This is a genomic window from Bartonella sp. AC130YNZD, assembly GCF_042196865.1.
In the GTDB taxonomy this organism is placed as follows: domain Bacteria; phylum Pseudomonadota; class Alphaproteobacteria; order Rhizobiales; family Rhizobiaceae; genus Bartonella.
Genome location: NZ_JBHIQZ010000005.1, coordinates 73,132 through 96,166, shown reverse-complemented (window position 1 = coordinate 96,166; position 23,035 = coordinate 73,132). Strand labels below are relative to the sequence as shown.

Genomic DNA, 23,035 nt, shown 5'->3' with positions numbered 1-23,035 from the left:
GCTCTCTAGTTTCTATAACATTATTAAATTACCCCATGAGTCAATATGAAAAATTTGATAAAAATCAATGAAAAAGCAAAAAAATGGAAAAAAATGCCTTAATGTTGTATTTAATTGACAGCTTGATGAAGTTCGTAAGTGACACACAAGAGGTAAAATATTTCTTATGGTTTACAACAATTTTTATATTAAGCTGCTAAGTAGTCTCAAAGGAGATTATTGACATTATGGTTGGTCCCATTCTTGTTGCGAGTGAAGATTATGGAAGACGTATAGAACTTTCTTCTATGCTGCGAGGTTTTGGTTATCGTGTCATTGAAGCAGAAAATGGTCTCCGTACGATTGATCTTTTACACAGACGTAAAAACATTGTGCTTGCACTCCTTGATGTCGTTATGAGTGATTTGAGTGTGAGCGATTTGATTAAAATGATTAGAGTTGCTGGTGTTTCTGTTCCTATTGTCGTTATAGCACAACAAGAGAATCAGCATTTGCTCCAGAAAGCTTTAACAGCTGGAGCTATTGATTATTGGATCCATCCAGTAACATTATTACGCGTAAGAGTTACTTTGGATATCCTTGCTCTTATTTCTGCCTTGGAGCATGAGGTTCGAGATATTCGGCGAAAAAAAGAGAATCATTTACGGTTTTCTGATCTTTGCGTAAAAAGTAGAGCTATGCAGATAGTGTTAGAACAATCGAGACAAGCAGCAACTTCTTTACAGAATCTTTTGATAGAGGGAGAAGCTGGAACAGGACGTGAGACATTAGCTCGGATTATTCATCATGAGGGATTATTTTCGGAGGGTGTTTTTGTTCGCTTTCAATGTTCAGCCATCGTTGATCCAGAAGAAGAAAATCAGCAGTGGTTTAAAGAATTCCTACCATTGGTTTCTTCTCTTGAAAAAGGGACACTTTGCCTTTGTGATATTGATCGACTTGAGCCCATACAGCAAAAACGGTTTGCTCATTACCTTAAAGAAAGGGAAAGGGATACAAAAGGAGATTTTTTTCCTTTTCGGATCATCGCTATTTCAACATCGCGTTTAAAGGACTTGGTTAATGAGAACTTTTTTTTGCATAGTTTGTTTGAACAATTTTCTCACTTGTCTATTAGCGTTCCTGCTTTACGAGAATTAAGGGATGATTTTCCAGAGATCACACAACGTTTGATTGATCGCATTATCACAGAAACAGGGCGATCACATGTCCATGGTTTAGCAGGCTCGGCTCTTTCCTTGCTTATGCAGTATGATTGGCCTGGCAATAGAAATGAGCTTGAAACCTTTTTATTTCGTGCGATTTTACTCAGTGAAGGACCGTTATTAACTGTTCGAGATTTTCCGCAATTAATGGGAAATTCATTAATGAATGTTCCCAATATCATTGAGGGTAATATGCAAGAAGATAATGAGCAAGAATCGATAAAATTTTTGAATACTGATGGGCATGTACGTACTTTTGCAGAAATGGAGCATGATATTATAGAGAAAGCGATTAAACATTATAAAGGACATATGAGTGAGATTGCGCGTCGCCTTCATATTGGTCGCTCTACACTTTATAGAAAAATGGAAGAATTGAGAGCAATAAGAAATCAAGAACGAAAGTAAATTCATAACAAATTTCTCTTCATGACAAGCATGTGTTTCAAAAAATAGAGTGAATTTTGATAAAGTCCGTGGGGGAAAGCTGAAGAAAACAATCATTTATTGTAAAATTTATCTATAGAGGATGATTTTGTTGATTTAAATCAAATATAAATTTTATGTGACTATTTTAATCATTTGTTTCAATTTATACAATTTTAGTTAAGTTTACATTTATTAAAACAGAGAAGCATTTTTAAAAACTTTTAAATACTACCGCTAAAATTTTTGTATCATCAATATTAAATTTATACTCTCTTAAGCAAGAAGTGGCATTTTATCTGCTATACGATTAAGATAAAGTGATTAGTGTTATCGTTTGCATTACTGATGATGTGATAGTTTAAAATAGAAAGTTTGCCCTCTTTGACTCTTTTACAGATTGTTATTGGTTTTGTCCTCTTTTTTTTTATTGCATCTATGTTGACAATCTACACCTATGGGCGTTTTGTGAAAAATGCTAGGGGGCAATGTTCTTATGCGTTACCTCTTCAGAAAGATGAAACTAAGCTTGATCGTATCGTCAGTCAATTAGCTGAGAAAGAAAATGGATTGGGGATTGATAAAGATGCCCTTTCCCTCATTATCAGCAATTTGGATGCGTTTTGTGTTCGTGCAATAGGAGCTGCAGAGGCTGGGCGTAGCCTTGATCTGATGTATTATATTTGGGATGATGATTTAACGGGGCGCTTATTATTAAGCGAAATAGTTGAGGCAGCTGATCGAGGGGTTCGGGTACGGCTTCTTTTGGATGATATTAATGCTCAGGCACGTGATCCAGCTTATATTGCGCTAGATAAACATCCTCATATTGAGGTGAGAATGTTTAATCCAGGGCGATCGCGTAAAGGTGGTTTACGCCGTGGTTTAGAAATTATATTACGGGCAATTACTGTAACACGTAGAATGCATAATAAAGCTTTTATTGTTGATGGCAGGGTCGCTTTTGTAGGAGGACGTAATCTTGCAGATTCTTATTTTGATGCTGGTAAAGAATCCCATTTTCGAGATTTAGATTTGATGTTAATCGGTCCTTCTGTTAAAAAGGTAGAAAGTATCTTTGATGATTTTTGGAATAGTGCTGTTGTTTTGCCAATTCATACTTTGGTTGTTCCTAAAAGCGCAAGTGATCTTAGCTATTGGAAAGATAAATTACGAAAGTTTCGTGATTCCAAGGTTGCAAAAGTTTATTTAGATTATGTCAAAGAGCACATTAACTTTAATTGTTTTATCCAAACAGGAAAGCGGTTATTTTTAGCAGACAAAGTTGTTGTTCTTTCTGACCCTCCAGAAAAAGCATTGCGTAAAAAAGCAAGTAATTGGCTTATGAAGGCACTTTCAAAGGTTATTGGAAATGCCCAAAAAACGGTTCAGATTACGTCACCTTATTTTGTTCCTGGTAAGGTTGGCACGCAGAATTTTAGTAATTTGGTTTCAAAGGGTGTTGATGTCAAAATTCTGACAAATTCTTTAGCTGCTACTGATGTAGCATTAGTGCATGGTGGTTATGTACCTTATCGTAAGGCATTGTTGAAAAGTGGTGTTAATCTTTATGAATTAAAAGCGGAAGGCAATACTCATGGGTTACGATTGTTTCGATCGAGTAAGGCAAGTTTACATGCCAAAGCTTTTTTAATTGATCGTAAAACAGCTTTTATTGGATCTTTAAATTTTGATCCAAGATCAGCATCATTAAATACAGAAATGGGCATTCTTTTTGAATGTGCTCCCATTACAGCAAGATTAGATTTGTTGTTTTCTGAAGAAACTACAGGGGAGATGAGCTATCATCTGCGTCTTGGTGATAATAATCGTATTTATTGGGATTTTATTGAAAATGAAAAAAAATATAGCATTGACTATGAGCCAGAAAGCAATTTTTGGCGTCGCGCATTTGCAAAAATAATAAGTTGGTTACCTATTGAATCACAATTGTAAATTTTTATAAACCACACTTAAAAAAAATATTTATTTTTCTTTTCATTTTGTTTGTAGCATGGCATAATTTTTTGCCAATCTACCATGTATGAGAACCGCAGTTGTATTTTAAAGCTTCTTGCGGTGTTTTATTATAAAAGGAATTTTGATATGGCAAAGATTGTTGAAACGGGGACAGGTGCATTGGCACTGACTTTTGATGATGTACTTTTACAACCCGGTCATTCTCTTGTTATGCCTAGTCAAGTGGATCTCAGTACGCGCATTGCAGCGGATATTAAGCTCAATTTGCCATTGCTTTCTGCGGCAATGGATACGGTAACAGAATCGCGTTTGGCAATTGCTATGGCTCAAGCTGGTGGTCTTGGGGTTATTCATCGTAATATGTCTCCTGCAGAGCAGGCAGAAGAAGTTCGCCAAGTAAAAAAGTTTGAATCTGGTATGGTTGTTAATCCAGTCACCATTGGACCAGATGCAACACTTGAAGAAGCAAAATCTTTGATGCGCTCTCATGGTATTTCCGGTATTCCGGTTGTTGAAAATGGTGCTAAAGGTGAAACTGCTGGACGGCTTGTTGGCATTTTGACAAATAGGGATGTGCGTTTTGCATCGGATCCTAAACAAAAAATTTATGAATTAATGACGCATGAAAATTTAATCACAGTGCGTGAAAATGTTCAACTCAATGAAGCAAAGTATCTTTTACACCATCATCGTATTGAAAAATTATTAGTTGTGGATGAACAGAATCGCTGTGTCGGATTGATAACAGTTAAGGATATTGAAAAAGCAAAATTAAATCCAAATGCTGCCAAAGATTCACAAGGTCGCTTGCGTGTTGCAGCTGCAAGTAGTGTAGGGAACGATGGGTTTGAGCGGGCAGAACGATTAATTGATGCAGGCGTTGATATTCTTGTGATTGATACTGCACATGGACATTCTCAGCGTGTATTAGACACTGTTGAGCGTATTAAAAAAATGACGTTTTCTCCAGCTATTATTGCTGGTAATGTGGCGACTGCTCAAGCAACACAGGCTTTGATTGACAGTGGTGCGGATGCTATAAAAGTTGGAATTGGTCCTGGTTCTATTTGCACAACGCGAATTGTTGCAGGTGTTGGTGTTCCTCAGCTTGCAGCTATTATGAATGCTGCAGAAGTTGCTGAAAAAGCGGGCATTCCCGTTATTGCTGATGGGGGGATAAAAGCTTCGGGTGATTTTGCTAAAGCCTTAGCAGGTGGGGCTTGTGCTGCTATGATTGGCTCTCTTTTAGCGGGTACAGAAGAAAGTCCTGGCGAAGTTTATCTTTATCAAGGACGATCCTTTAAAGCTTATCGCGGCATGGGATCTGTTGGTGCTATGGCACGAGGATCGGCAGATCGCTATTTTCAAGATGATGTTCGTGATGAACTTAAGTTGGTTCCTGAGGGTGTGGAGGGGCAGGTGGCTTATAAAGGTCCTATAGCATCAGTTCTACATCAGCTTGCTGGTGGACTTCGTGCTTCGATGGGGTATGTTGGAGCAAAAGATCTCGTAGAGTTTCGTGAAAAAGCAACGTTTGTACGTATTACGAATGCGGGACTCCATGAAAGTCATACGCATGATGTTTCTATCACACGAGAGAGTCCAAATTATCGTGGGCCAGTTTAAAGATACAAGAGCCTAATATCATATTGCATAAATATAAAATTTTCCGAGAACAAGAAAGAGAGACTGCGCTTTTTTCTGTTTGTAATTTGGTGTAATAATCCCAAAAAGGAAAGAATTAGAGGTTAAAACTCTAATTCTTTCTGTTAAGACTATATGAAATAAGTTATATAATTAGAATTAACTTTTTGTTGTCTTCCGTCCAGTCTTTGACGCACGTTGGCGAGTGTTTGTCTGATCACTTTGGACGGATTTCTTTCCGTTGTTTGAGGGCATTGTATTATGACGGCTTTTAGACGAAGTTGTTTTTCCATTATTATAAGTCATTATTTTCTCCTTTAAAATTGTCTGGCAGTTGCCATTAGAGTAAAAACGGTCATGCCAAATAGTGGTTCCAAGCATTTTCTAAAAAGTTAATTTTTTGTTGAACGTAAGATGAACTTGTTTAATTTTATGAGAAGATTTTTTCTATTTTTTCAGAAGGATAGCCATATAAAGATGGGAGATATTTGATTTTTTTCTATTGTTCAGACAATCCTCGTAAATTTTATTTTACGCAAATAAATTAAAGAGTTTGGTTTTTTCGTAATGCATGGCGGAAATAAGTTCTTTATGGATGGCTACGTATCTTTTAGCATAAGAGGTAGAAGAATAAAAAGCGAATGGGCAGAAGATGAAAGGAAAAATTTAAATACTCTAAATTGGATCTTATAAAAAAGTATGATCAGATCATTTTAATATTGAATGTAAATTTTTTATGGCTTTGAGAAGGTTTCATTGGCAAGAAGGCGATAATATTATTTTTTTAGATGATTTAAAATTTTATTATTTTAATGGGAGAAATGAATGCGATTAGGTGGGCGTTTGCAAGCAGCAATAGATGTTCTCACAGAGATAGAAGTGAAGCATCGCCCAGTAGGAGAAGCTTTAAAGGATTGGGGTCTTTCTCATCGCTTTGCTGGAGCAGGTGATCGTGCAGCTATTGGTACAATCGTTTATGATGTTTTAAGACGACGTTATTCTTTACAATGGCGTATGGAGAGTGATGATATCCGAGATATCGTTTTTGGTGCCTTATTAGATTCTGAAAAAATGACGCTGGAGCAAATTGACGGTGAATTGGCAGAAGATCGGTTTGCACCGCAGTTATTAGGGGCTAAACAGCGTAAATCGTGGCAAGGTCAGCAATTAGTGGATGCTCCAGACTATATTCGTGGTGATATTCCGCAATGGTGTCAAGCGCATCTGCGTCCTTTATTTGGTGATAATTGGATCACTGAAGCGGCTGCGTTAGCAACACGTCCTTCTTTAGACCTACGGGTAAATAACCTAAAGGCAACACCAGAAAAGGTGCTGAAAGAATTAGCAAAAACCAAACTTAAATCTTTTCCATGGTTTGGGCAAGCTTTAAGAATTGCACCGATTGAAAAGTTTAATCGTCATCCCAATGTTCAAGTGGAACTAGCTTTTCAAAAAGGACACTTTGAAATACAGGATTTAGGATCTCAAATTGTTGCTCACCTTGTGGAAGCGCAAGAGAGCATGCAGGTATTAGATTATTGTGCAGGTGCTGGGGGCAAAACATTAGCTTTAGCTTCCGATATGAACAATCGTGGGCAAATTTATGCTTATGATTCCGATAAAGCGCGCTTAGCTCCTATTTTTGATCGTCTTCGACGCGCTGGTGTTCGTAATGTACAAACACGAGCACAAAAAGAAGAATTGAAGCCATTAATAGGCAAGATGGATAGAGTTCTACTAGATGCACCATGTAGTGGGACAGGAACATGGCGCCGTCGTCCAGATGCGAAATGGCGTTTAACATTAGAACAGGTGAAACAACGCCAAACAGAACAGAGGGATATTTTGAATGAAGCGATAGCTTATCTTAAGCCAAATGGGCGCCTAATCTATATTACCTGTTCTCTTTTTACAGATGAAAATGAGGAACAAATTTCCCATTTCCTTCAACAACATTCTCATTTTTCTCCAATAGATATGCCAGCGCTTTGGCAGAAACATTTTAGTTTTTCTCCTGTGCAACCAGTTTTTTCAAATTATGGACTTACTTTGTCGCCGGCCACAACACAAACAGATGGGTTCTTTTTATCTGTGTTGCAAAAAAAACATTGATCCATATTCTTACACTTTTTATCATAAACTTTACGAGAATAATCTTTTTCTTAAGAAAACAGGCTTGTGAAAAGAGAAAGATTGAATCATAACTCTCATGAGTTTTCTTTTACAATTGTTGATTGGTTTTCTATGAGCATATCACATCCAGACACTGTTCTTATTATTGACTTTGGTTCACAAGTTACACAACTTATTGCACGACGGGTACGAGCAATGGGAGTGTATTGTGAAATTACTCCTTTTCAATTGGCTTTAGAAGCTGTGCGCCGCATAGATCCTAAAGCTATTATTTTATCAGGGAGTCCTTATTCCGTTATTGATGAGGGCTCTCCGCGTGCTCCAATGGAAATTTTTGAGGCGGGTGTTCCGATTTTGGGTATTTGCTATGGTGAACAAGTCATGTGTGTTCAGCTTGGAGGAAAGGTTGAAGCTGGACATGAGCGTGAATTTGGGCGTGCTTTTTTGGAAGTTCAAGAAGAGAGTGCCCTTTTTAATGGAGTGTGGGAAAAAGGTTCTCGTTATCAAGTATGGATGAGCCATGGTGACCGTGTGGCAGCTTTACCAGAAGGTTTTCGTGTCATAGGAACCTCAAAAGGAGCTCCCTATGCGGCTATTGCTGATGAGAAAAGATATTTTTATGCGGTACAGTTTCATCCTGAAGTTATCCATACACCGGATGGTACAAAACTTTTGCAAAATTTTGTTCATAAGATCTCTGCTATTAAAGGCAATTGGTCAATGGCTTCTTATCGTGAGCAGGCAATTGCTACGATACGACAAAAAGTTGGGAAAAGTCGTGTGATTTGTGGTCTTTCAGGGGGAGTGGATTCATCTGTTGTAGCGGTACTCCTTCATGAAGCCATAGGAGATCAACTGACATGCATTTTGGTAGACCATGGGCTGATGCGCAAGAATGAAGCTGAAGAAGTTCTCACGCTTTTTCGTGATCATTATAATATAGAGCTTATTCACGTTAATGCTGCCGATATATTTCTTAATGCTTTAGAAGGTGAGACAGATCCAGAAAAAAAGCGCAAAACGATTGGTCGCCTTTTTATTGAAGTTTTCGAAGAAGAAACTAAAAAAATAGGAGGTGCAGAGTTTTTAGCACAAGGAACACTTTATCCAGATGTTATTGAGAGTGTGTCTGCTATTGGTGAAACGGTAACCATTAAAAGCCATCATAATGTGGGGGGGCTACCAGAACAGATGAATATGAAACTTGTAGAACCGTTGCGTGAGCTCTTTAAGGATGAGGTTCGCTTGCTAGGGCGAGAGTTAGGGCTACCGGAGCAGTTTATTGGTCGCCATCCTTTTCCAGGTCCCGGTCTTGCAATTCGCTGTCCAGGTACTGTGACCCGTGAAAAATTAGAAATTTTACGTGAAGCAGATGCTATCTACCTTGAGGAAATCCATAAAGCTGGTCTTTATGACGAAATTTGGCAAGCTTTTGCTGTTCTTCTTCCTGTTCAAACTGTTGGCGTGATGGGGGATGGTCGCACTTATGAATTTGTTTGTGCTCTTCGCGCCGTCACATCTGTAGATGGAATGACTGCTGATTTTTATCCTTATGATATGGCGTTTTTAAGTAAGACAGCAGCACGTATTATTAACGAAGTTAGAGGGATTAATCGTGTTGTATATGATGTAACCTCAAAGCCTCCTAGTACTATTGAATGGGAATAATTAAAATGAAGGATAAGTCTTTTAAGAATAAAATATGACTGAGGGTTTGATATTCGAAAAGTGTAGAAAAAATCATTTAAAAATGATTGTGTATTTTCATATGATATAAGCCTTTATCTGACAATCTGTACGTCAATATCGTTTAAAATTGAGAAGTGTGGGATTTTGCATGTCTGAGAAAAAAATTGTTGCACACCGTGGAGGAGCTCATCGTTATCCTGAAAATACCCTTTCGGCATTTAATAACGCTATAGCATTAGGTGTTGATGAAGTTGAATGCGACGTTCATTTGCTAAAAAGCGGTGAAGTGGTTGTCTTTCACGACTTCCGTCTAGACCAATTGGTTGGAAAAAAGGGGTATATTCACGACATTGATAATGAAACACGCAAACAACTCTGCGTAAAAGGAAGCCAAGAAGCACCTCCCTTATTAGAAGAAGTGCTTGATCTTTTAGCACCAACGAATGTTGCATTGCATCTTGAAATCAAAACATGTGGTGAAGTGGAGCGTGAAATAATATTATCCCAAAAAGCGCTTGCACTAATAAAAAGCCGAAATTTATTAGAACGGGTTTCTGCAATTAGTTTTGATCCTTTTATCCTTCGTCCTTTTATTGAAGCAGGAATACCATCTGGTCCATGTGTTGATAATTTTGAAGGTGATATGTACCGTCATTTTTCTGAATGGAAGCAATTAGGTTATTCTGATCTAAGTTTAGATGGTTCTATTGTTTCACAGAACTTTATTGAATCAGCTCTTGAGGCTGGTTTTACTGTAGGGGTATGGACAATTAATGGAAAAGCTCGGTTATCATATTGGCTTGATATGGCTGTACATTATATTACGACAGATCAACCTGATCTCGCATTGCAATTGCGTGCACAAAGGTAAAAATACATCAACACAAAAGGAACTATATATCTTCATAAAGCTAGCGTAATGAAAGAAGAAAAATTATCTAATATATAACAATAATACATTGATTTATAATGATAATTAATATTTTACTCATGTGAGTAAGAGACCTTAATACGTAAGATTCTCTTATTTCAAATATTTTTACAATGAATCAATCAAAATCATTCGTTTGAACATTACAAGTAGGGTTGGTGTGTGGATAAAAAATGATTGAGAAAAGAATAAAAATATTCATTTAACGTATTTCAAATGCAAGGCTTATTTAAGCATTAGGGTCTCATATGATGATGTCGTTTTGCACTTTTATGAAGTGTAAAAATGATGGCATACAAAAAGTCTTATATACTTTAATGGAGAGGCTTTAGGGCTTATTTTACAGGTTCTATCATGAAATGTAGATGTATTGAAAGATTTTTTAACAGCATGGAAATTGGTCATACAGTGTTATTTTGTTTTGTGTGAGGGGTGTGATCTTGTTACAGGGAAAGAGACTATTAAGCGCTTCAAAATGATTTTCTTAATTTTAAAAAAATTCTGTTTGTCTCTTCTTTAAATTCAGTAGCAACATCGTGTTAAAGTTATAAGACAAATAATAAAAGAATAAACAATTCTTTTTAAAAAAGTAAATCCAGATATTAAAATAGTCATTGAATGATATTTACGATCCATATCTTTTTACCAAGTGACTTTGCTTATTTAAGCCATCTCACTTTTTTCAGATAGTTACAAACGCGTATTTCGTGAATATATAAGAAAGCTTATAAAAGAAAATAAATAAATTTAAACAAATTCATTTGACCTTTAGGTGGTTCCTGTTTAAATGAGAGAATATGTTTCTGAAATAAAACTGTCATAGCATGTTCATGTGTAATACTATAAATTTAGGGGTAGTTTGTATTCCATCACTTCAGAAAGGGTGAAGCATGAGTCGTTTTTATCTTTCCATAGCGGCCACGGTTGCTATCATAATGTCCACAGCGGGGATGACAGAAAGTTTTGCACAGACAAAAATCAGCTTTTGGCATTCTATGAGTGGTGAATTAGGAAAGCAAACTGAAAGTCTCATTAACGATTTTAATGCAAGTCAATCTGAGTATAAAGTTGTTTCTTCATTTCGCGGTGAATATGAAGAGGGATTGATTTCACTCATTGCAGCATTTCGTGGAAAAAAACAGCCAGTACTTGCTCAAATTTATGACGTTGGTACTGGAACTATGATGGCTGCAAAAGGCGCAATCTACCCATTTTATCAACTTATGGCTGATACAAAACAAGAATTTGATCCTACAGATTATTTCCCTGCTATTAGTGGTTATTACTCCGATGAACAGGGACGTATCGTCTCCATGCCATTTAATATTTCAACACCCATCCTTTATTATAACAAAGATATCTTTAAAAAAGCAGGGCTTGATCCAGAACAGCCTCCTAGAACGTGGCAAGATATAGAAAACTTTTCCAAGAAGATTCTTGAGACTAAAGCGGCAACTTGTGGTTTTACAATGGCTTATGCCGCTCAATGGATTGGTATAGAAAATTTTTCAGCGTTGCATAATGTTCCTTTTGGAACGAAGGAAAATGGCTTTAAAGGACTTGATTCAGAACTTACATTTAATGGACCTTTACAAGTGCGTATGTGGACTGACCTGAAAAAGTGGTCTGATCAAGGTATTTTCCGTTATGGTGGTCCAGCAGGTGCATTAGATTCAACACCAATGTTTATGGCACAAAATTGTGCAATTTTTATGCAATCTTCAGGATCACATGCTGGAATTGTTTCTGAAGCTCAGTTTAATGTGGGGGTTGGTATGCTACCGTACTATAAGGATACAGAAGGAGCACCACAAAATTCAGTTATTGGGGGAGCTTCTATTTGGGCGTTTAAGGGCCATACTCCAAAGGAATATGCAGGGGCAGCCGCTTTTCTTAAATTTCTTTCAAAAACAGAAAATCAAGCAAAATGGCATCAGGAAACAGGTTATCTTCCAACTACAAAAGCAACTTATGAATTGAGCAAAAAACAACATTTCTATGAAAAAACGCCAGGTGCGGATATAGCTATAAAACAGATTAATCTTAATCCACCAACAGTTAACTCAAAAGGGATAAGATTTGGTAATTTACCACAAATTCGTGCCATTCTTGATCAAGAGTTGGAAGCTGTTCTTAGTGGTTCAAAAACGCCGAAAGATGGTTTAGATGAGACCGTTGAGCGTGGAAATAAACTCTTGCGTGAATTTGAAAGATCTAATCATTAATTTCGTTTTATTGGTAAACATTAAAGACTCAACAAAAACGGTTGAGTCCTTTTTGTTTATCTTTTTAAAGTCTCTACATTTAAAGAGCCCTACGAATGCAAGAAAAACATGCATATTTTAAAAATAGTCTACTTTCTTACGGACTGCTTTTTCCTCAGCTTCTTGTGACTTTTTTGTTTTTCTTTTGGCCTGCTGCTCAAGCAATAAAATCATCTTTTGAGCGTGAAGACCCTTTTGGCTTTACAACAACCTTTATTGGTTTTGAGAATTATCTAACTGTTCTTTCTGATTCTACTTATCGGCAATCGCTTCTTACAACCGCAGTATTTTCCATCTCAGTTACTGTCGCTTCAATGACAATATCACTTCTCTTAGCTATCTGTGTTGATCGTGTCATCCGTGCAAAAAAGGCTTATACAATGCTTTTGCTCTGGCCCTATGCTGTTGCTCCAGTATTGGCAGGTATATTGTGGCTGTTTATCTTTCATCCCACCATCGGAATTATCCCTTTTCTTCTCGAGAAAATAGGGGTGCTATGGAATTATCGTATTAATGGTACTCAAGCAATGATTCTTATTGTCATTGCGGCTACTTGGAAACAAATTTCTTACAATTTTCTCTTTTTTCTTACAGGTCTTCAGTCTGTTCCGCGTTCTCAAATAGAAGCAGCCGCCATTGATGGTGCTGGTCCCTTTAAACGATTTTGGACAGTGGTTTTCCCGCAAATTTCACCAACGACGTTTTTCCTTCTCATTGTCAATGTCAATTATGTTATGTTTGATACTTTTGGTATTATTGATAATACAACTTCTGGAGGTCCAGCGCGTACAACGAGCATCCTCGTCTATAAAGTATATGACGATGGCTTTAGAAATCAAATAATCGGTGCATCAGCAGCACAATCAACAATATTGATGTTGATGGTTATTGTCTTAACGTTTATCCAGTTTCGCTGGATTGAGCGCCGTGTACAATATTAGGAAACAAATTATGGTTGAAAATCGCCCTGTTTTGAAATTTCTAACCCATATTACTCTCATTGTTGGTATTATCATTATTTGCTTTCCAGTTTATGTTGCTATCATTGCATCAACTCATAGTTCAGCAGCATTTAACTCAGGAACACTTCCTCTTTTGCCCGGGAAATATGCTCTGGAAAATTATAAAACAATCTTTGGTGATGGCCTTGCACAGCTGGGTTTGCCTAACCTTTGGCCACTCTTAATGAATTCATTCATTATGGCTCTTGGGATTAGTATTGGAAAAATTATTATTTCACTTTTGTCTGCTTATGCAATTATTTACATGCGCTTTCCCTTCCGAAAAACTGCTTTTGTTCTTATTTTTATTACATTGATGCTCCCTGTCGAAGTTCGTATTCTTCCAACCTATGAGATTGTTGCAAAATTGGGGATGGTCAACACCTATAGTGGGATGATTATTCCACTTATTGCATCTGCAACCGCTACATTTTTATTTCGCCAGTTTTTTTTGACTGTTCCAGATGAACTCTTAGAGGCGGCACGTGTTGATGGTGCAGGTCCAGTTAAATTTTTTAAGGATATTCTTCTTCCTCTTAGTAAAAGCAATATCGCTGCTTTATTTATCATTATGTTCATTTATGGATGGATACAATATCTCTGGCCTCTTATCATCACAACGGATCAAAATCATCAAACGATCCTTATTATTTTAAAACAGCTTATTGTCGAATCACTTCAACATGATCCTCAATGGAATATACTCATGGCAGTATCGGTTGTTGCCATGGTTCCCCCTGTTCTTGTTGTTATCTTCATGCAGCGGCTTTTTATCAAAGGCCTTATTGAAACGGAGAAGTAATTGTGGCCATAATCCAGTTATCAAATATAAAAAAACAGTATGACAACGGCATTCTGGTCATTGATGATTTAAACTTAACTGTTGCCGATAAAGAACTTCTTGTTCTTGTCGGTCCTTCAGGGTGCGGAAAATCGACCTTATTACGTATTATAGCAGGACTTGAACAAGTTACTTCAGGTGAATTATGCATTGATAACGAATGTATCAATGATCGTGAACCAGCTGATCGTGATATCGCTATGGTTTTTCAAAATTATGCCCTTTATCCCCATATGACAGTTCGTGGAAACTTAGAATATGGTCTTAAAAATCGTAAAACTCCTAAAGAAGAAATTAAAAAACGTATCGCACATGCTGCAAAGCTTTTGGAGATAGAACCATTTCTTGATCGTAAACCACGACAATTATCAGGAGGACAACGTCAGCGTGTTGCAATGGGGCGTGTGATTGTACGTCAACCCCGTGTTTTTCTCTTTGATGAACCTCTTTCAAATCTTGATGCAAAATTACGGGCGCAAATGTGTATTGAAATAAAAACACTACAGCGTTCATTAGGAACAACGAGCCTCTATGTTACCCATGATCAACTAGAAGCTATGACATTAGCTGATAGAATAGTCGTTTTGAATAAAGGAGCTATCGAGCAAATTGGAACACCAATGGAAATTTACGATACTCCAGCAACAACATTTGTTGCTGATTTTATTGGTTCTCCTCCTATGAATTTTCTTGATCGCCATGTCTTAGAACAACATTTAGGGCATTCATTTTCTTATGGCGAAGAAACTGATCTTTTAGCATTCAGACCTGAAATAATCTTATTGGGCGAACATCCAGATAAAGGCCCTGTCTTTCACACAAAAATTGAGCTTATCAAGCTTATTGGAACAGGTTGCCATGTTTTAACGCGTTGGAATGGTATCATCTTTACGATTGAAATAAAAGAACGCTTGACACAAGACTATGGTCAAAAACTAAGTTTCACAGTTGCTCATCAGAGTTTTCATACTTTTAATAAAAATACAGGAAAGCGCACAAATAATAAGTAAGCATTACTTGATGTGATACGACTCTCTTTTATGCTGCGTCACGATAATGTTGTGTTTTGACTTTCTCGATTACATTTACAAACTTAGGTTGTAACCGATGGGATTAAAAACAAAATTTTAACAGTTTTGGTAATGATCCATTGTCCCATGGCGCTGAGAACGTCAAAACATTTATATGAAGAAATTTTGCATTTTCACGGTCTGTAAGAAGAATATCACTTTCATTATAAAAAAATATCAATATAAAATAAATCTTTATTAACCATATTTTTACTCATTTATAATTTTATTATAAAAAACAATATATTATCATATGTTTTTTGATATAATGATTTATTTATCTTTAAAAAGCAAATGAGAGGAATAGAGAAAAAAATGAGTCACAGATAAGGGAGGATACGCCCCATATCTTAGCTTCGACCCCTAACATAAGAAGTCTATTTGATCCACAAAATACGACGTTGTTTTAAATAGTCTGTACAAGAATAGGCGCGTTCTATTTTACCGCTGGCCATATGATCTAAAATGGTTTCAGAGCTCCTATAAGAAGCATTTGTTTTTTCTATCAATCACATAAATTAGAGAGAAACCTAAGCGCGCTTTATTTTTTCTCATGTAAATCACTATGCAATTCTCAGCGAGGGTATCTGATAAGTTGCAAAAAAATCACTGAGAGATAGAAGGCGTGCTTGTTTTAGAATTTTCATTACTTTTAACGATAAAAGCAGATGAAACACATCTGTAACATCTCATCGATCTTTTCTATATTCTTGAGTTAAAAATTGCCTATAGATCATCCTCAAACAGATCTTTATGAATATAACATAAGGGATCGATGCAAGCACCTATAAGAATAAGCAGAGACCAAGACAGTTATATTATTGTTTTAAAAAGCATTTTATAAAAGCTGGTATATTTTTTTCAATATATTGCCAGTCTATTAATGGTTTTATGATATTACTTTCTTATAAAGCGCGTGCTTTTTTGTTGCTTATAAATCAACCTAAACTTTATACAGCAGTATGTTTGAGACAAATATGAAGACGGTTCAGTGCTGTATTCAGTTTTGTATGCCAGAGTAGAATAAGCTTATCTGCTTGTGTAATTTTTTAAATGAGGAGACAGCTTAATTTAGGGGGAAATATGAAAGCATCAAGATAAAAAATAGATTCTGTCTTTAGCATCATCTTTTAATTTAGTATTGCAATTTTCAAAAACATCTGAGCCAGTGTCTCTTACATAATGGCGATTAAGCATTGCCGAACACATTTTTTTACGTTCTTTGAATAGAATTGCATCTCTCATACAAAACAGAATACCTAAACAGAAGGCTATTGGGTTGCCAATTTACGCACTTTTTTTAAAAAATATCTTGCAAGGTTGTTCCAACTATTTGTTCACGCAGTCGTTTATAAGTAGTATAACATAAAATCCATTGTGTATCGCCATCTTTATGCTTATAAAAATGCAAGCTGGGGCCATCATCATACTCTCTTTCAGTCCCCAACATTGCAACAATTATTGTGTTGAGACTCTTCATAAGAGGCATTTTTTCTTCAAGTGGTTTGTATTCATACACTAATTCTACTTGCATGTTATAAATGAAGTTGGATAGATAAAAATACTTTAAGAAAAAGACACCAAATTCTTCTTATGAAGCGTTTCAAGTGTCGAGAGTTATTGTAAAAGAAGCATTGAAAAATAGAATGCTATTGCTGACAGTTTGGGCACCATGAGGCAATAAATCCACTTACTTTATCTATCTTAGAATCTATAGAGTATAAATTTCTCTGTAAAAGTAACTTTATTTCATATCAATGTTATCAATTATAGCTGTTGGAGCATCATTAGTAACATAATCATAGACCTACGATTTTATGAACTCTTTTTTATCTCTTTTATAGAAGATTTTAATGTTTTGTGATAGCGTCAATGATGGTATTCACATTATGTTCCATCATATCGAGATAAGTTGCAGCAGGGCCATTTTTGTTTGACAATGCATCAGAATAAAGTGTTCCACCAATTGTTAAACCTGTTTCTTTTGCAATCTGTTTTATGAGACGGGGATTAGAGATATTTTCAACGAATAGGGCAGTTGCTTTATTCGCTTTAATTTGTTTTATAAGTTTAGCAACATCGGCTGCGGTTGCTTCAGTTTCTGTTGAAGCACTTTGAGGGGCAAGGATAGTAAAACCATATTCCTTGGCAAAATAGCCAAAGGCATCATGAGATGTGATAATGATACGTTTATCTTTAGGAATGGTAGCAATTTTTGTTTTCAGGGTATCTTGTGCTATTTTAAGTTTTTGGATGTAGGTTTCGGCATTTTTTTTGTAGCTGGTGCAGGATTGTGGATCGATTTTACAAAAAGCAGCAGCGATATTTTTCACATAAATTTTGGCATTGGGAATTGTTTGCCAAGCGTGTGGATCAATAACGCTATGGTGGTGATGGGCATTATGTTCTTGATTTTTCATTTTGAGAGAGGGAATGTTAGCGCTAACTTCGACAAGAAGTGCTTTTGTACCGCTTGCTGTAATGAGGCGATCAATGAATCCTTCTAAATGAAGCCCGTTGATGAAAATAATTTGAGCATTTCTAAGCGCTTGAGCATCATGGGGGGTAGGTTCATAAGTGTGGGTATTCGCATTTGGACCTACAAAAGTAGTCATAGAGATATGGTGGTCTCCTACATTTTTTACGAGATCTGCGAGAATAGAAAAGCTCGCAACAACTTTGATTTTATTGTATGCAGAAGCAGAAAATGGAGAAAGGGCAAGCAATAAGGCTCCAAGAAGAACAAATTTTTGAGCAAACTTAGGCACATTTTTTTCCTTAAAGTGAGGAGGTATAAAAGAGGTGGGGAAACCATGTTACAATAAAGCCACGTGGACTTATCAAACAGGAAACGAGATAAATAAATCCTGCGGCAATGATGATAGCAGGGCCGGAGGGAAGTGAAAGATGAAAAGAAAGCAGGAGACCACATACGCTAGAAATGATTCCAAAAAGAGTGGAAAGCGCGCAAATAGGGACTAGCCGTGAAAACCAAAAACGGGCTGTAATGGCTGGAATCATCATAATACCAACGGAAAGTAATGTTCCTAGTGATTGAAAGCCTCCAACCAGATTCAACACCACAAGTCCAAGCAATGAAATATGAATATATTTACTCAATGGAGAGAGTGATTTAAAAAAGAGGGGGTCAAAGCTTTCTAAAACGAGTGCACGCCAAAAAATACAAAGGCTGCATAGTGTAATCAGCATTATAGTAGCGATTAACCAAAGGGCTTGTGCATCAAGTGCAAGAACCGATCCGAATAAGAGATGAAGCAGCTCAATTGTTGAGTCTTTCAGTGAGATAATAATAACACCTGCCGCGAGTGCAATAAGATAAAAGACGGTCATGGATGCATCTTCTTTCTGAAAGCTGTTTCGTGAAATCAAAATGGTTGCTAAAGCAACAATAAGACCAGCGAAGATGCCACCAAGTGTCATAGATATGAGGGAAAAACCACAAATCAGAAAAGCAGTTGCAACACCAGGAAGAATGGCATGAGAAATAGCATCTCCTGTCAAGCTCATTCCACGGAGCATCAAAAACACACCAACAGGACAAGCGCTAATAGACAGAAAAATAGAACCGATAAGGGCGTTTTGCATAAATTGGAAATCAACAAAGGGGGCAAGAAAAAATGCATACACGTCTTATACCTAAGTAAGAAAGAGAGGATCATTGATGGGAAGATTTTGTTTTTGTGCGCTAATAGGGAAAGAATTGGATGTGAGAGGTGGCATAACGTGATGAATGGTGTTGTTTAAAAACTGTGTTGTTTCTCCATAAAAGGCGTTTTGTTGATCAATTTGAATCATTTGGGGGAAAAATTCTTGCACGATGAGAGGATTATGGAGTGCTGTGAGAATTGTGCGTCCTTGCTGTTGCCAGTATGTGATCAGTGCAAGAAGGTCTTTTTGGGTATTATGATCTACACCATTGAAAGGTTCATCAAGTAAAATAATATTGGCATCTTGTATAATGATACGTGCAAAAAGAGCGCGTTGCAATTGCCCGCCTGATAATGTTTCAAGCGAACGGGGTGCGAGTTCTGTAAGCCCAACCATTTTAAGAGCATTTTGAATCTTAGAATCATAAGGGCGCTGATTCTTCCATAATCCACAAAAAGACCACAATCCTGTTTTTACAAGCGTTTTCACATCAATTGGAAATGTTTGATCTATATTACATTGCTGAGCAAGATAAGCAATGCGGCTTTTTTTTGGTTTTGTAATTTTTCCTTTAAGAGGTTTAATCAATCCGGCGATAGCTTTTAGCAGTGTCGATTTTCCAGCGCCATTATCACCTGTTATTGCAACCAATGAACCAGCTTTTAATTTTGCTGAAAAGTTCTTTATTGCTATTCTATTCCTATAGCCTAAAGTTGTCTTATTGAAGTGCAGATCCATATTTTTTACCATCGTTGCTTATTATTTTGGAAACTATGTAATAATATAACGTTTGTCAACAAAATGTTATATTATTACATAGTTTTGAGTACTGAAAATTTTAGTGGGAAGATCGTGGAAAATTAAAAATAATAATTGAATTCACCTTGACGAAAGAGAGAGAGTATATACTATATATAGTATCAAAATGATTGGTGATTCTAAATAAGCACAAGAGAGGGTGTTAGTGTGTTTCGTTTGGTATCTAAGTTATTTCCATTATTGTAAAGAGTTTATTGGCCAAAGGTATAGCAGTATTTTTACTGAAGGGTCTCTTTTGGAAGGATTTCCTTTCGTTTTTGTAATTGATTTTTGCCGTAAAAGAGCAAACAGAGCTCTTGAAAAACGGTAGTTTAGAACATTAGTTTTTTAGACAGCAGGAGGGAATTGTAATGCAAGCAAAAGATTGTTTTATAACTAGGGGGCTTTGCCATTTAAGTTGTAGAATAATCGCTTATTCTCATCATAGTTTTTGAAGTTATTTGATGAGGAATTCTGTTATGTTCAGGAAGCTGTGTATTATTTGAAAATAATCACATGTTTTGCGTACAATTTCTGTTTTTTGTTATTCTTGAGTACCTATAAAATTATTAGATTGACCTTTCAGGGTTGATTGTTTGGAATTGTGAAAGTTGAAGAAAATGTCGATCACTATTTATAGCAAACCATCTTGTGTCCAATGTGATGCTACACGCCGCGCTTTTGATGCAAAAGGCATTCATTATCGTGTTGTTGATATTTCCTGTGATGAACAAGCATACAGTTTTGTTCAATCTCTGGGGTATCGTCAGGTTCCTGTCGTTGTTTGTGGTGAAAATCATTGGTCTGGTTTTAGACCAGATATGATTAGTGGTCTTTGTGCTTAATGGGGCTTATTGTTTATTATTCGAGTGCAACGGGTAATACAGAACATTTTGTCTCGCAGCTTGGTCAACGACTCTTCAAAATTGATAAAAGAAAGCCTTCTGCATTGGTTGGTGAACCTTATGTATTGGTTGTTCCTACATATGCAGATGGTGAAGGAAGAGGGGCCGTGCCGAAAGCCGTTGTCCAGTTTCTTAATGAAGCTGAGAACCGAAAATTAATTTGTGGTGTTATTGGCGGTGGGAATCGTAATTTTGGTCGCTATTATAATTTAGCAAGTAAAATTATTGCTGAAAAATGTTGTGTACCTTGCCTTTATCGTTTTGAGCTGCGTGGAACTGATGAAGACGTTATTTATGTAAAAAAGGGATTGGAAAGATTTTGGAAACAATTAGCATAGGACAATCGCAGAAATCGGATCAGATTACTGATTATCATGCGTTGAATGCAATGCTTAATCTTTATGATGAAAATGGTCATATTCAATTTGATATGGATCGGCTTGCTGCGCGGCAATATTTTCTTCAGCATGTTAATCAAAATACAGTTTTTTTTCATAACCTGAAGGAAAAAATAGATTACTTAATAGAAGAAGGTTATTATGAAAAAGCTTTATTTGAGCTTTATGATTTTTCTTTTATTAAAAAGCTTTTTAAACGTGCTTATGCATTTAAGTTTCGTTTTCCTACCTTTTTAGGCGCATTTAAGTATTATACCAGCTATACACTGAAGACTTTTGATGGGAAACGTTATCTTGAACGTTATGAAGATCGCGTCTGTCTTGTAGCTTTATATTTGGCACAAGGGAATAAAGCTCTTGCTGAAAGTTTTGTGGATGAAATTATTACAGGACGTTTTCAACCGGCAACACCGACATTTTTAAATGCTGGGAAAAAACAACGAGGTGAATTGGTTTCGTGTTTTTTGCTACGTGTTGAAGATAATATGGAATCGATAGGTCGTTCGGTTAATTCGGCTTTGCAGCTTTCAAAACGTGGTGGAGGTGTAGCGCTTTGTTTAACGAATTTGCGGGAAGCTGGGGCACCAATTAAGCAAATAGAAAATCAGTCCTCAGGTGTTTTACCGGTGATGAAACTCTTGGAAGATTCTTTTTCTTACGCCAATCAGCTTGGGGCACGACAGGGGGCTGGAGCTGTTTATTTGCATGCTCATCATTTAGATATTATGAAGTTTTTGGATACAAAGCGTGAAAATGCTGATGAAAAAGTTAGAATCAAAACGCTTTCGCTTGGTGTCGTTATTCCTGATATTACTTTTGAGCTTGCACGGAATAATGAGGATATGTATCTCTTCTCATCGTATGACATCGAGCGTGTGACAGGTAAGCCCTTTAGCGATATTTCTTTAACGGAGCATTATCGTTCTTTTGTTGATAATGCAAAGATTCGTAAAAAGAAAATAAGTGCACGCGTTTTTTTCCAGACATTAGCGGAAATTCAATTCGAGTCGGGTTATCCCTATATTTTATTTGAGGATACTGCTAATCGATCGAATCCGATAGCTGGGCGCATAAGTATGAGCAATTTATGTTCAGAAATTTTGCAGGTGAGTGAGGCGAGTGAACTGGAGACAGATTTAACTTATCGCACGATTGGAAGTGATATATCCTGTAATCTTGGATCCATGAATATTGCCAAAGCAATGGAAAGTCCTGATTTTGGACAGACCGTGGAATCTGCTGTTCGTGCTCTGACTGCTGTTTCGGATATGAGCAATATTGCTTGTGTGCCTTCCATTGCGAAAGGCAATGCTGAAAGTCATGCGATTGGTTTGGGACAAATGAATTTGCATGGGTTTCTAGCGCGTGAGCAGATCTATTATGGGTCTCCAGAAGCGATTGATTTTACCAATATCTATTTTTATATTGTGACATATCACGCCATACGGGCTTCCAATTTAATTGCGCACGAACGTCAAGAAATGTTTGCAGGGTTTGAAAAATCAGCTTATGCAGATGGACGTTTTTTTGAAAAATATATTGAAAAAGAATGGAAACCGCAATTTCCACTTGTGCAAGAGCTTTTTGCACGGAATAATATTGTTATTCCAGATCAAAAGGATTGGCAGGAACTCAAAAAATTAGTTATTGAGTATGGGCTTTATAACCGCAATTTGCAGGCAGTTCCACCTACGGGATCTATTTCCTATATTAATCATGCCACTTCTTCCATTCATCCAATTGCTTCAAAAATTGAAATTCGCAAAGAGGGAAAAATTGGGCGCGTTTATTATCCTGCTCCTTATATGGATAATACGAATTTGAATTTTTACCAAGATGCTTATGAGATTGGTCCTGAAAAAATTATAGATACCTATGCTGCTGCAACACAGCATGTTGATCAAGGTCTTTCATTAACATTATTTTTTCCTGATACAGCGACGACACGTGATATTAACCGCGCACAAATTTATGCTTGGAAAAAGGGTATCAAGAGTATTTACTATGTACGATTACGGCAAGTAGCATTAAGTGGAACAGAAGTTGATGGCTGTGTTTCGTGCAGTTTATAGGAGATCATC

Annotated in this window: 18 protein-coding genes; 13 read left to right on the top strand and 5 right to left on the bottom strand. The window is 36.7% G+C overall.

The genetic code is table 11. The annotated features are described in order from the left end of the window. The first annotated feature begins 227 nt into the window (after positions 1-227). The 3 genes from ACFINU_RS03465 (at position 228) to guaB (ending at position 5,237) form a co-directional block, all read left to right on the top strand. Positions 228-1,613 carry a sigma-54-dependent transcriptional regulator gene (locus ACFINU_RS03465; protein WP_375611848.1) on the top strand — a complete coding sequence of 462 codons (1,386 nt, stop codon included), beginning with the start codon at positions 228-230 and terminating at the stop codon, positions 1,611-1,613. Positions 1,614-2,015: 402 nt separating this feature from the next. Beyond that, positions 2,016-3,587 (top strand): phospholipase D family protein, encoded by a 1,572-nt coding sequence (locus ACFINU_RS03460; protein ID WP_375618070.1) that lies wholly within the window; start codon positions 2,016-2,018, stop codon positions 3,585-3,587. 150 nt (positions 3,588-3,737) lie between these two features. Next, on the top strand, positions 3,738-5,237 hold the full coding sequence (gene guaB, locus ACFINU_RS03455; protein ID WP_375613284.1) for an IMP dehydrogenase: 1,500 nt from the start codon (positions 3,738-3,740) through the stop codon (positions 5,235-5,237). Between the two features lie 177 nt (positions 5,238-5,414). Here the strand turns inward: guaB and ACFINU_RS03450 are convergent, their stop codons facing one another. Further along, the gene (locus tag ACFINU_RS03450; RefSeq protein WP_273722522.1) at positions 5,415-5,561 is read right to left on the bottom strand and encodes a hypothetical protein; all 147 of its coding nucleotides are present in this window, start codon (positions 5,559-5,561) and stop codon (positions 5,415-5,417) included. Between the two features lie 519 nt (positions 5,562-6,080). Here ACFINU_RS03450 and ACFINU_RS03445 point away from each other — a divergent pair. From ACFINU_RS03445 to ACFINU_RS03415, 7 genes are all read left to right on the top strand, one after another. Next, positions 6,081-7,367, top strand: a complete 1,287-nt coding sequence (locus ACFINU_RS03445; RefSeq protein ID WP_375618069.1) for an RsmB/NOP family class I SAM-dependent RNA methyltransferase — start codon at positions 6,081-6,083, stop codon at positions 7,365-7,367. A gap of 132 nt (positions 7,368-7,499) precedes the next feature. Further along, positions 7,500-9,056, top strand: a complete 1,557-nt coding sequence (gene guaA / locus ACFINU_RS03440) for a glutamine-hydrolyzing GMP synthase (protein WP_375618095.1) — start codon at positions 7,500-7,502, stop codon at positions 9,054-9,056. A gap of 169 nt (positions 9,057-9,225) precedes the next feature. Beyond that, positions 9,226-9,948 (top strand): glycerophosphodiester phosphodiesterase, encoded by a 723-nt coding sequence (locus ACFINU_RS03435; RefSeq protein WP_375618068.1) that lies wholly within the window; start codon positions 9,226-9,228, stop codon positions 9,946-9,948. 950 nt (positions 9,949-10,898) lie between these two features. Continuing rightward, complete coding sequence (ugpB, locus tag ACFINU_RS03430; RefSeq protein WP_375618067.1) at positions 10,899-12,233, top strand: sn-glycerol-3-phosphate ABC transporter substrate-binding protein UgpB; 1,335 nt, start codon at positions 10,899-10,901, stop codon at positions 12,231-12,233. Positions 12,234-12,328: 95 nt separating this feature from the next. Next, positions 12,329-13,213, top strand: coding sequence for a sn-glycerol-3-phosphate ABC transporter permease UgpA (ugpA, locus tag ACFINU_RS03425; protein WP_375618066.1), 885 nt, complete (start codon positions 12,329-12,331; stop codon positions 13,211-13,213). Between the two features lie 10 nt (positions 13,214-13,223). Further along, the gene (gene ugpE, locus ACFINU_RS03420) at positions 13,224-14,075 is read left to right on the top strand and encodes a sn-glycerol-3-phosphate ABC transporter permease UgpE (RefSeq protein ID WP_375618065.1); all 852 of its coding nucleotides are present in this window, start codon (positions 13,224-13,226) and stop codon (positions 14,073-14,075) included. Positions 14,076-14,077: 2 nt separating this feature from the next. Then, a complete protein-coding gene (locus ACFINU_RS03415) occupies positions 14,078-15,124 on the top strand; it encodes a sn-glycerol-3-phosphate import ATP-binding protein UgpC (RefSeq protein WP_375618064.1) in 1,047 nt (348 codons plus the stop codon). Positions 15,125-16,484: 1,360 nt separating this feature from the next. Here the strand turns inward: ACFINU_RS03415 and ACFINU_RS03410 are convergent. The 4 genes from ACFINU_RS03410 to ACFINU_RS03395 all read right to left on the bottom strand — a co-directional run bounded on the left by ACFINU_RS03410 (position 16,485) and on the right by ACFINU_RS03395 (position 19,591). Continuing rightward, complete coding sequence (locus ACFINU_RS03410) at positions 16,485-16,664, bottom strand: DUF4102 domain-containing protein (protein WP_375618063.1); 180 nt, start codon at positions 16,662-16,664, stop codon at positions 16,485-16,487. A gap of 370 nt (positions 16,665-17,034) precedes the next feature. Next, positions 17,035-17,952 (bottom strand): metal ABC transporter solute-binding protein, Zn/Mn family, encoded by a 918-nt coding sequence (locus ACFINU_RS03405; RefSeq protein ID WP_375618062.1) that lies wholly within the window; start codon positions 17,950-17,952, stop codon positions 17,035-17,037. A 10-nt stretch (positions 17,953-17,962) separates the two neighbouring features. Continuing rightward, positions 17,963-18,832 carry a metal ABC transporter permease gene (locus ACFINU_RS03400; RefSeq protein WP_375618061.1) on the bottom strand — a complete coding sequence of 290 codons (870 nt, stop codon included), beginning with the start codon at positions 18,830-18,832 and terminating at the stop codon, positions 17,963-17,965. 9 nt (positions 18,833-18,841) lie between these two features. After that, positions 18,842-19,591 (bottom strand): ABC transporter ATP-binding protein, encoded by a 750-nt coding sequence (locus ACFINU_RS03395; RefSeq protein ID WP_375618060.1) that lies wholly within the window; start codon positions 19,589-19,591, stop codon positions 18,842-18,844. A 680-nt stretch (positions 19,592-20,271) separates the two neighbouring features. Between ACFINU_RS03395 and nrdH the strand changes: the two genes are divergently transcribed. The 3 genes from nrdH to nrdE are packed head-to-tail and all read left to right on the top strand — an operon-like array spanning position 20,272 to position 23,026. After that, the gene (gene nrdH / locus ACFINU_RS03390) at positions 20,272-20,496 is read left to right on the top strand and encodes a glutaredoxin-like protein NrdH (RefSeq protein WP_005774163.1); all 225 of its coding nucleotides are present in this window, start codon (positions 20,272-20,274) and stop codon (positions 20,494-20,496) included. Next, positions 20,496-20,894, top strand: coding sequence for a class Ib ribonucleoside-diphosphate reductase assembly flavoprotein NrdI (gene nrdI / locus ACFINU_RS03385; protein WP_375618059.1), 399 nt, complete (start codon positions 20,496-20,498; stop codon positions 20,892-20,894). The genes nrdH and nrdI overlap by 1 nt, the downstream gene beginning before the upstream one ends. After that, on the top strand, positions 20,876-23,026 hold the full coding sequence (nrdE, locus tag ACFINU_RS03380; RefSeq protein WP_375618058.1) for a class 1b ribonucleoside-diphosphate reductase subunit alpha: 2,151 nt from the start codon (positions 20,876-20,878) through the stop codon (positions 23,024-23,026). Before nrdI ends, nrdE begins: the two co-directional genes overlap by 19 nt. The last annotated feature ends 9 nt before the right edge of the window (positions 23,027-23,035 follow it).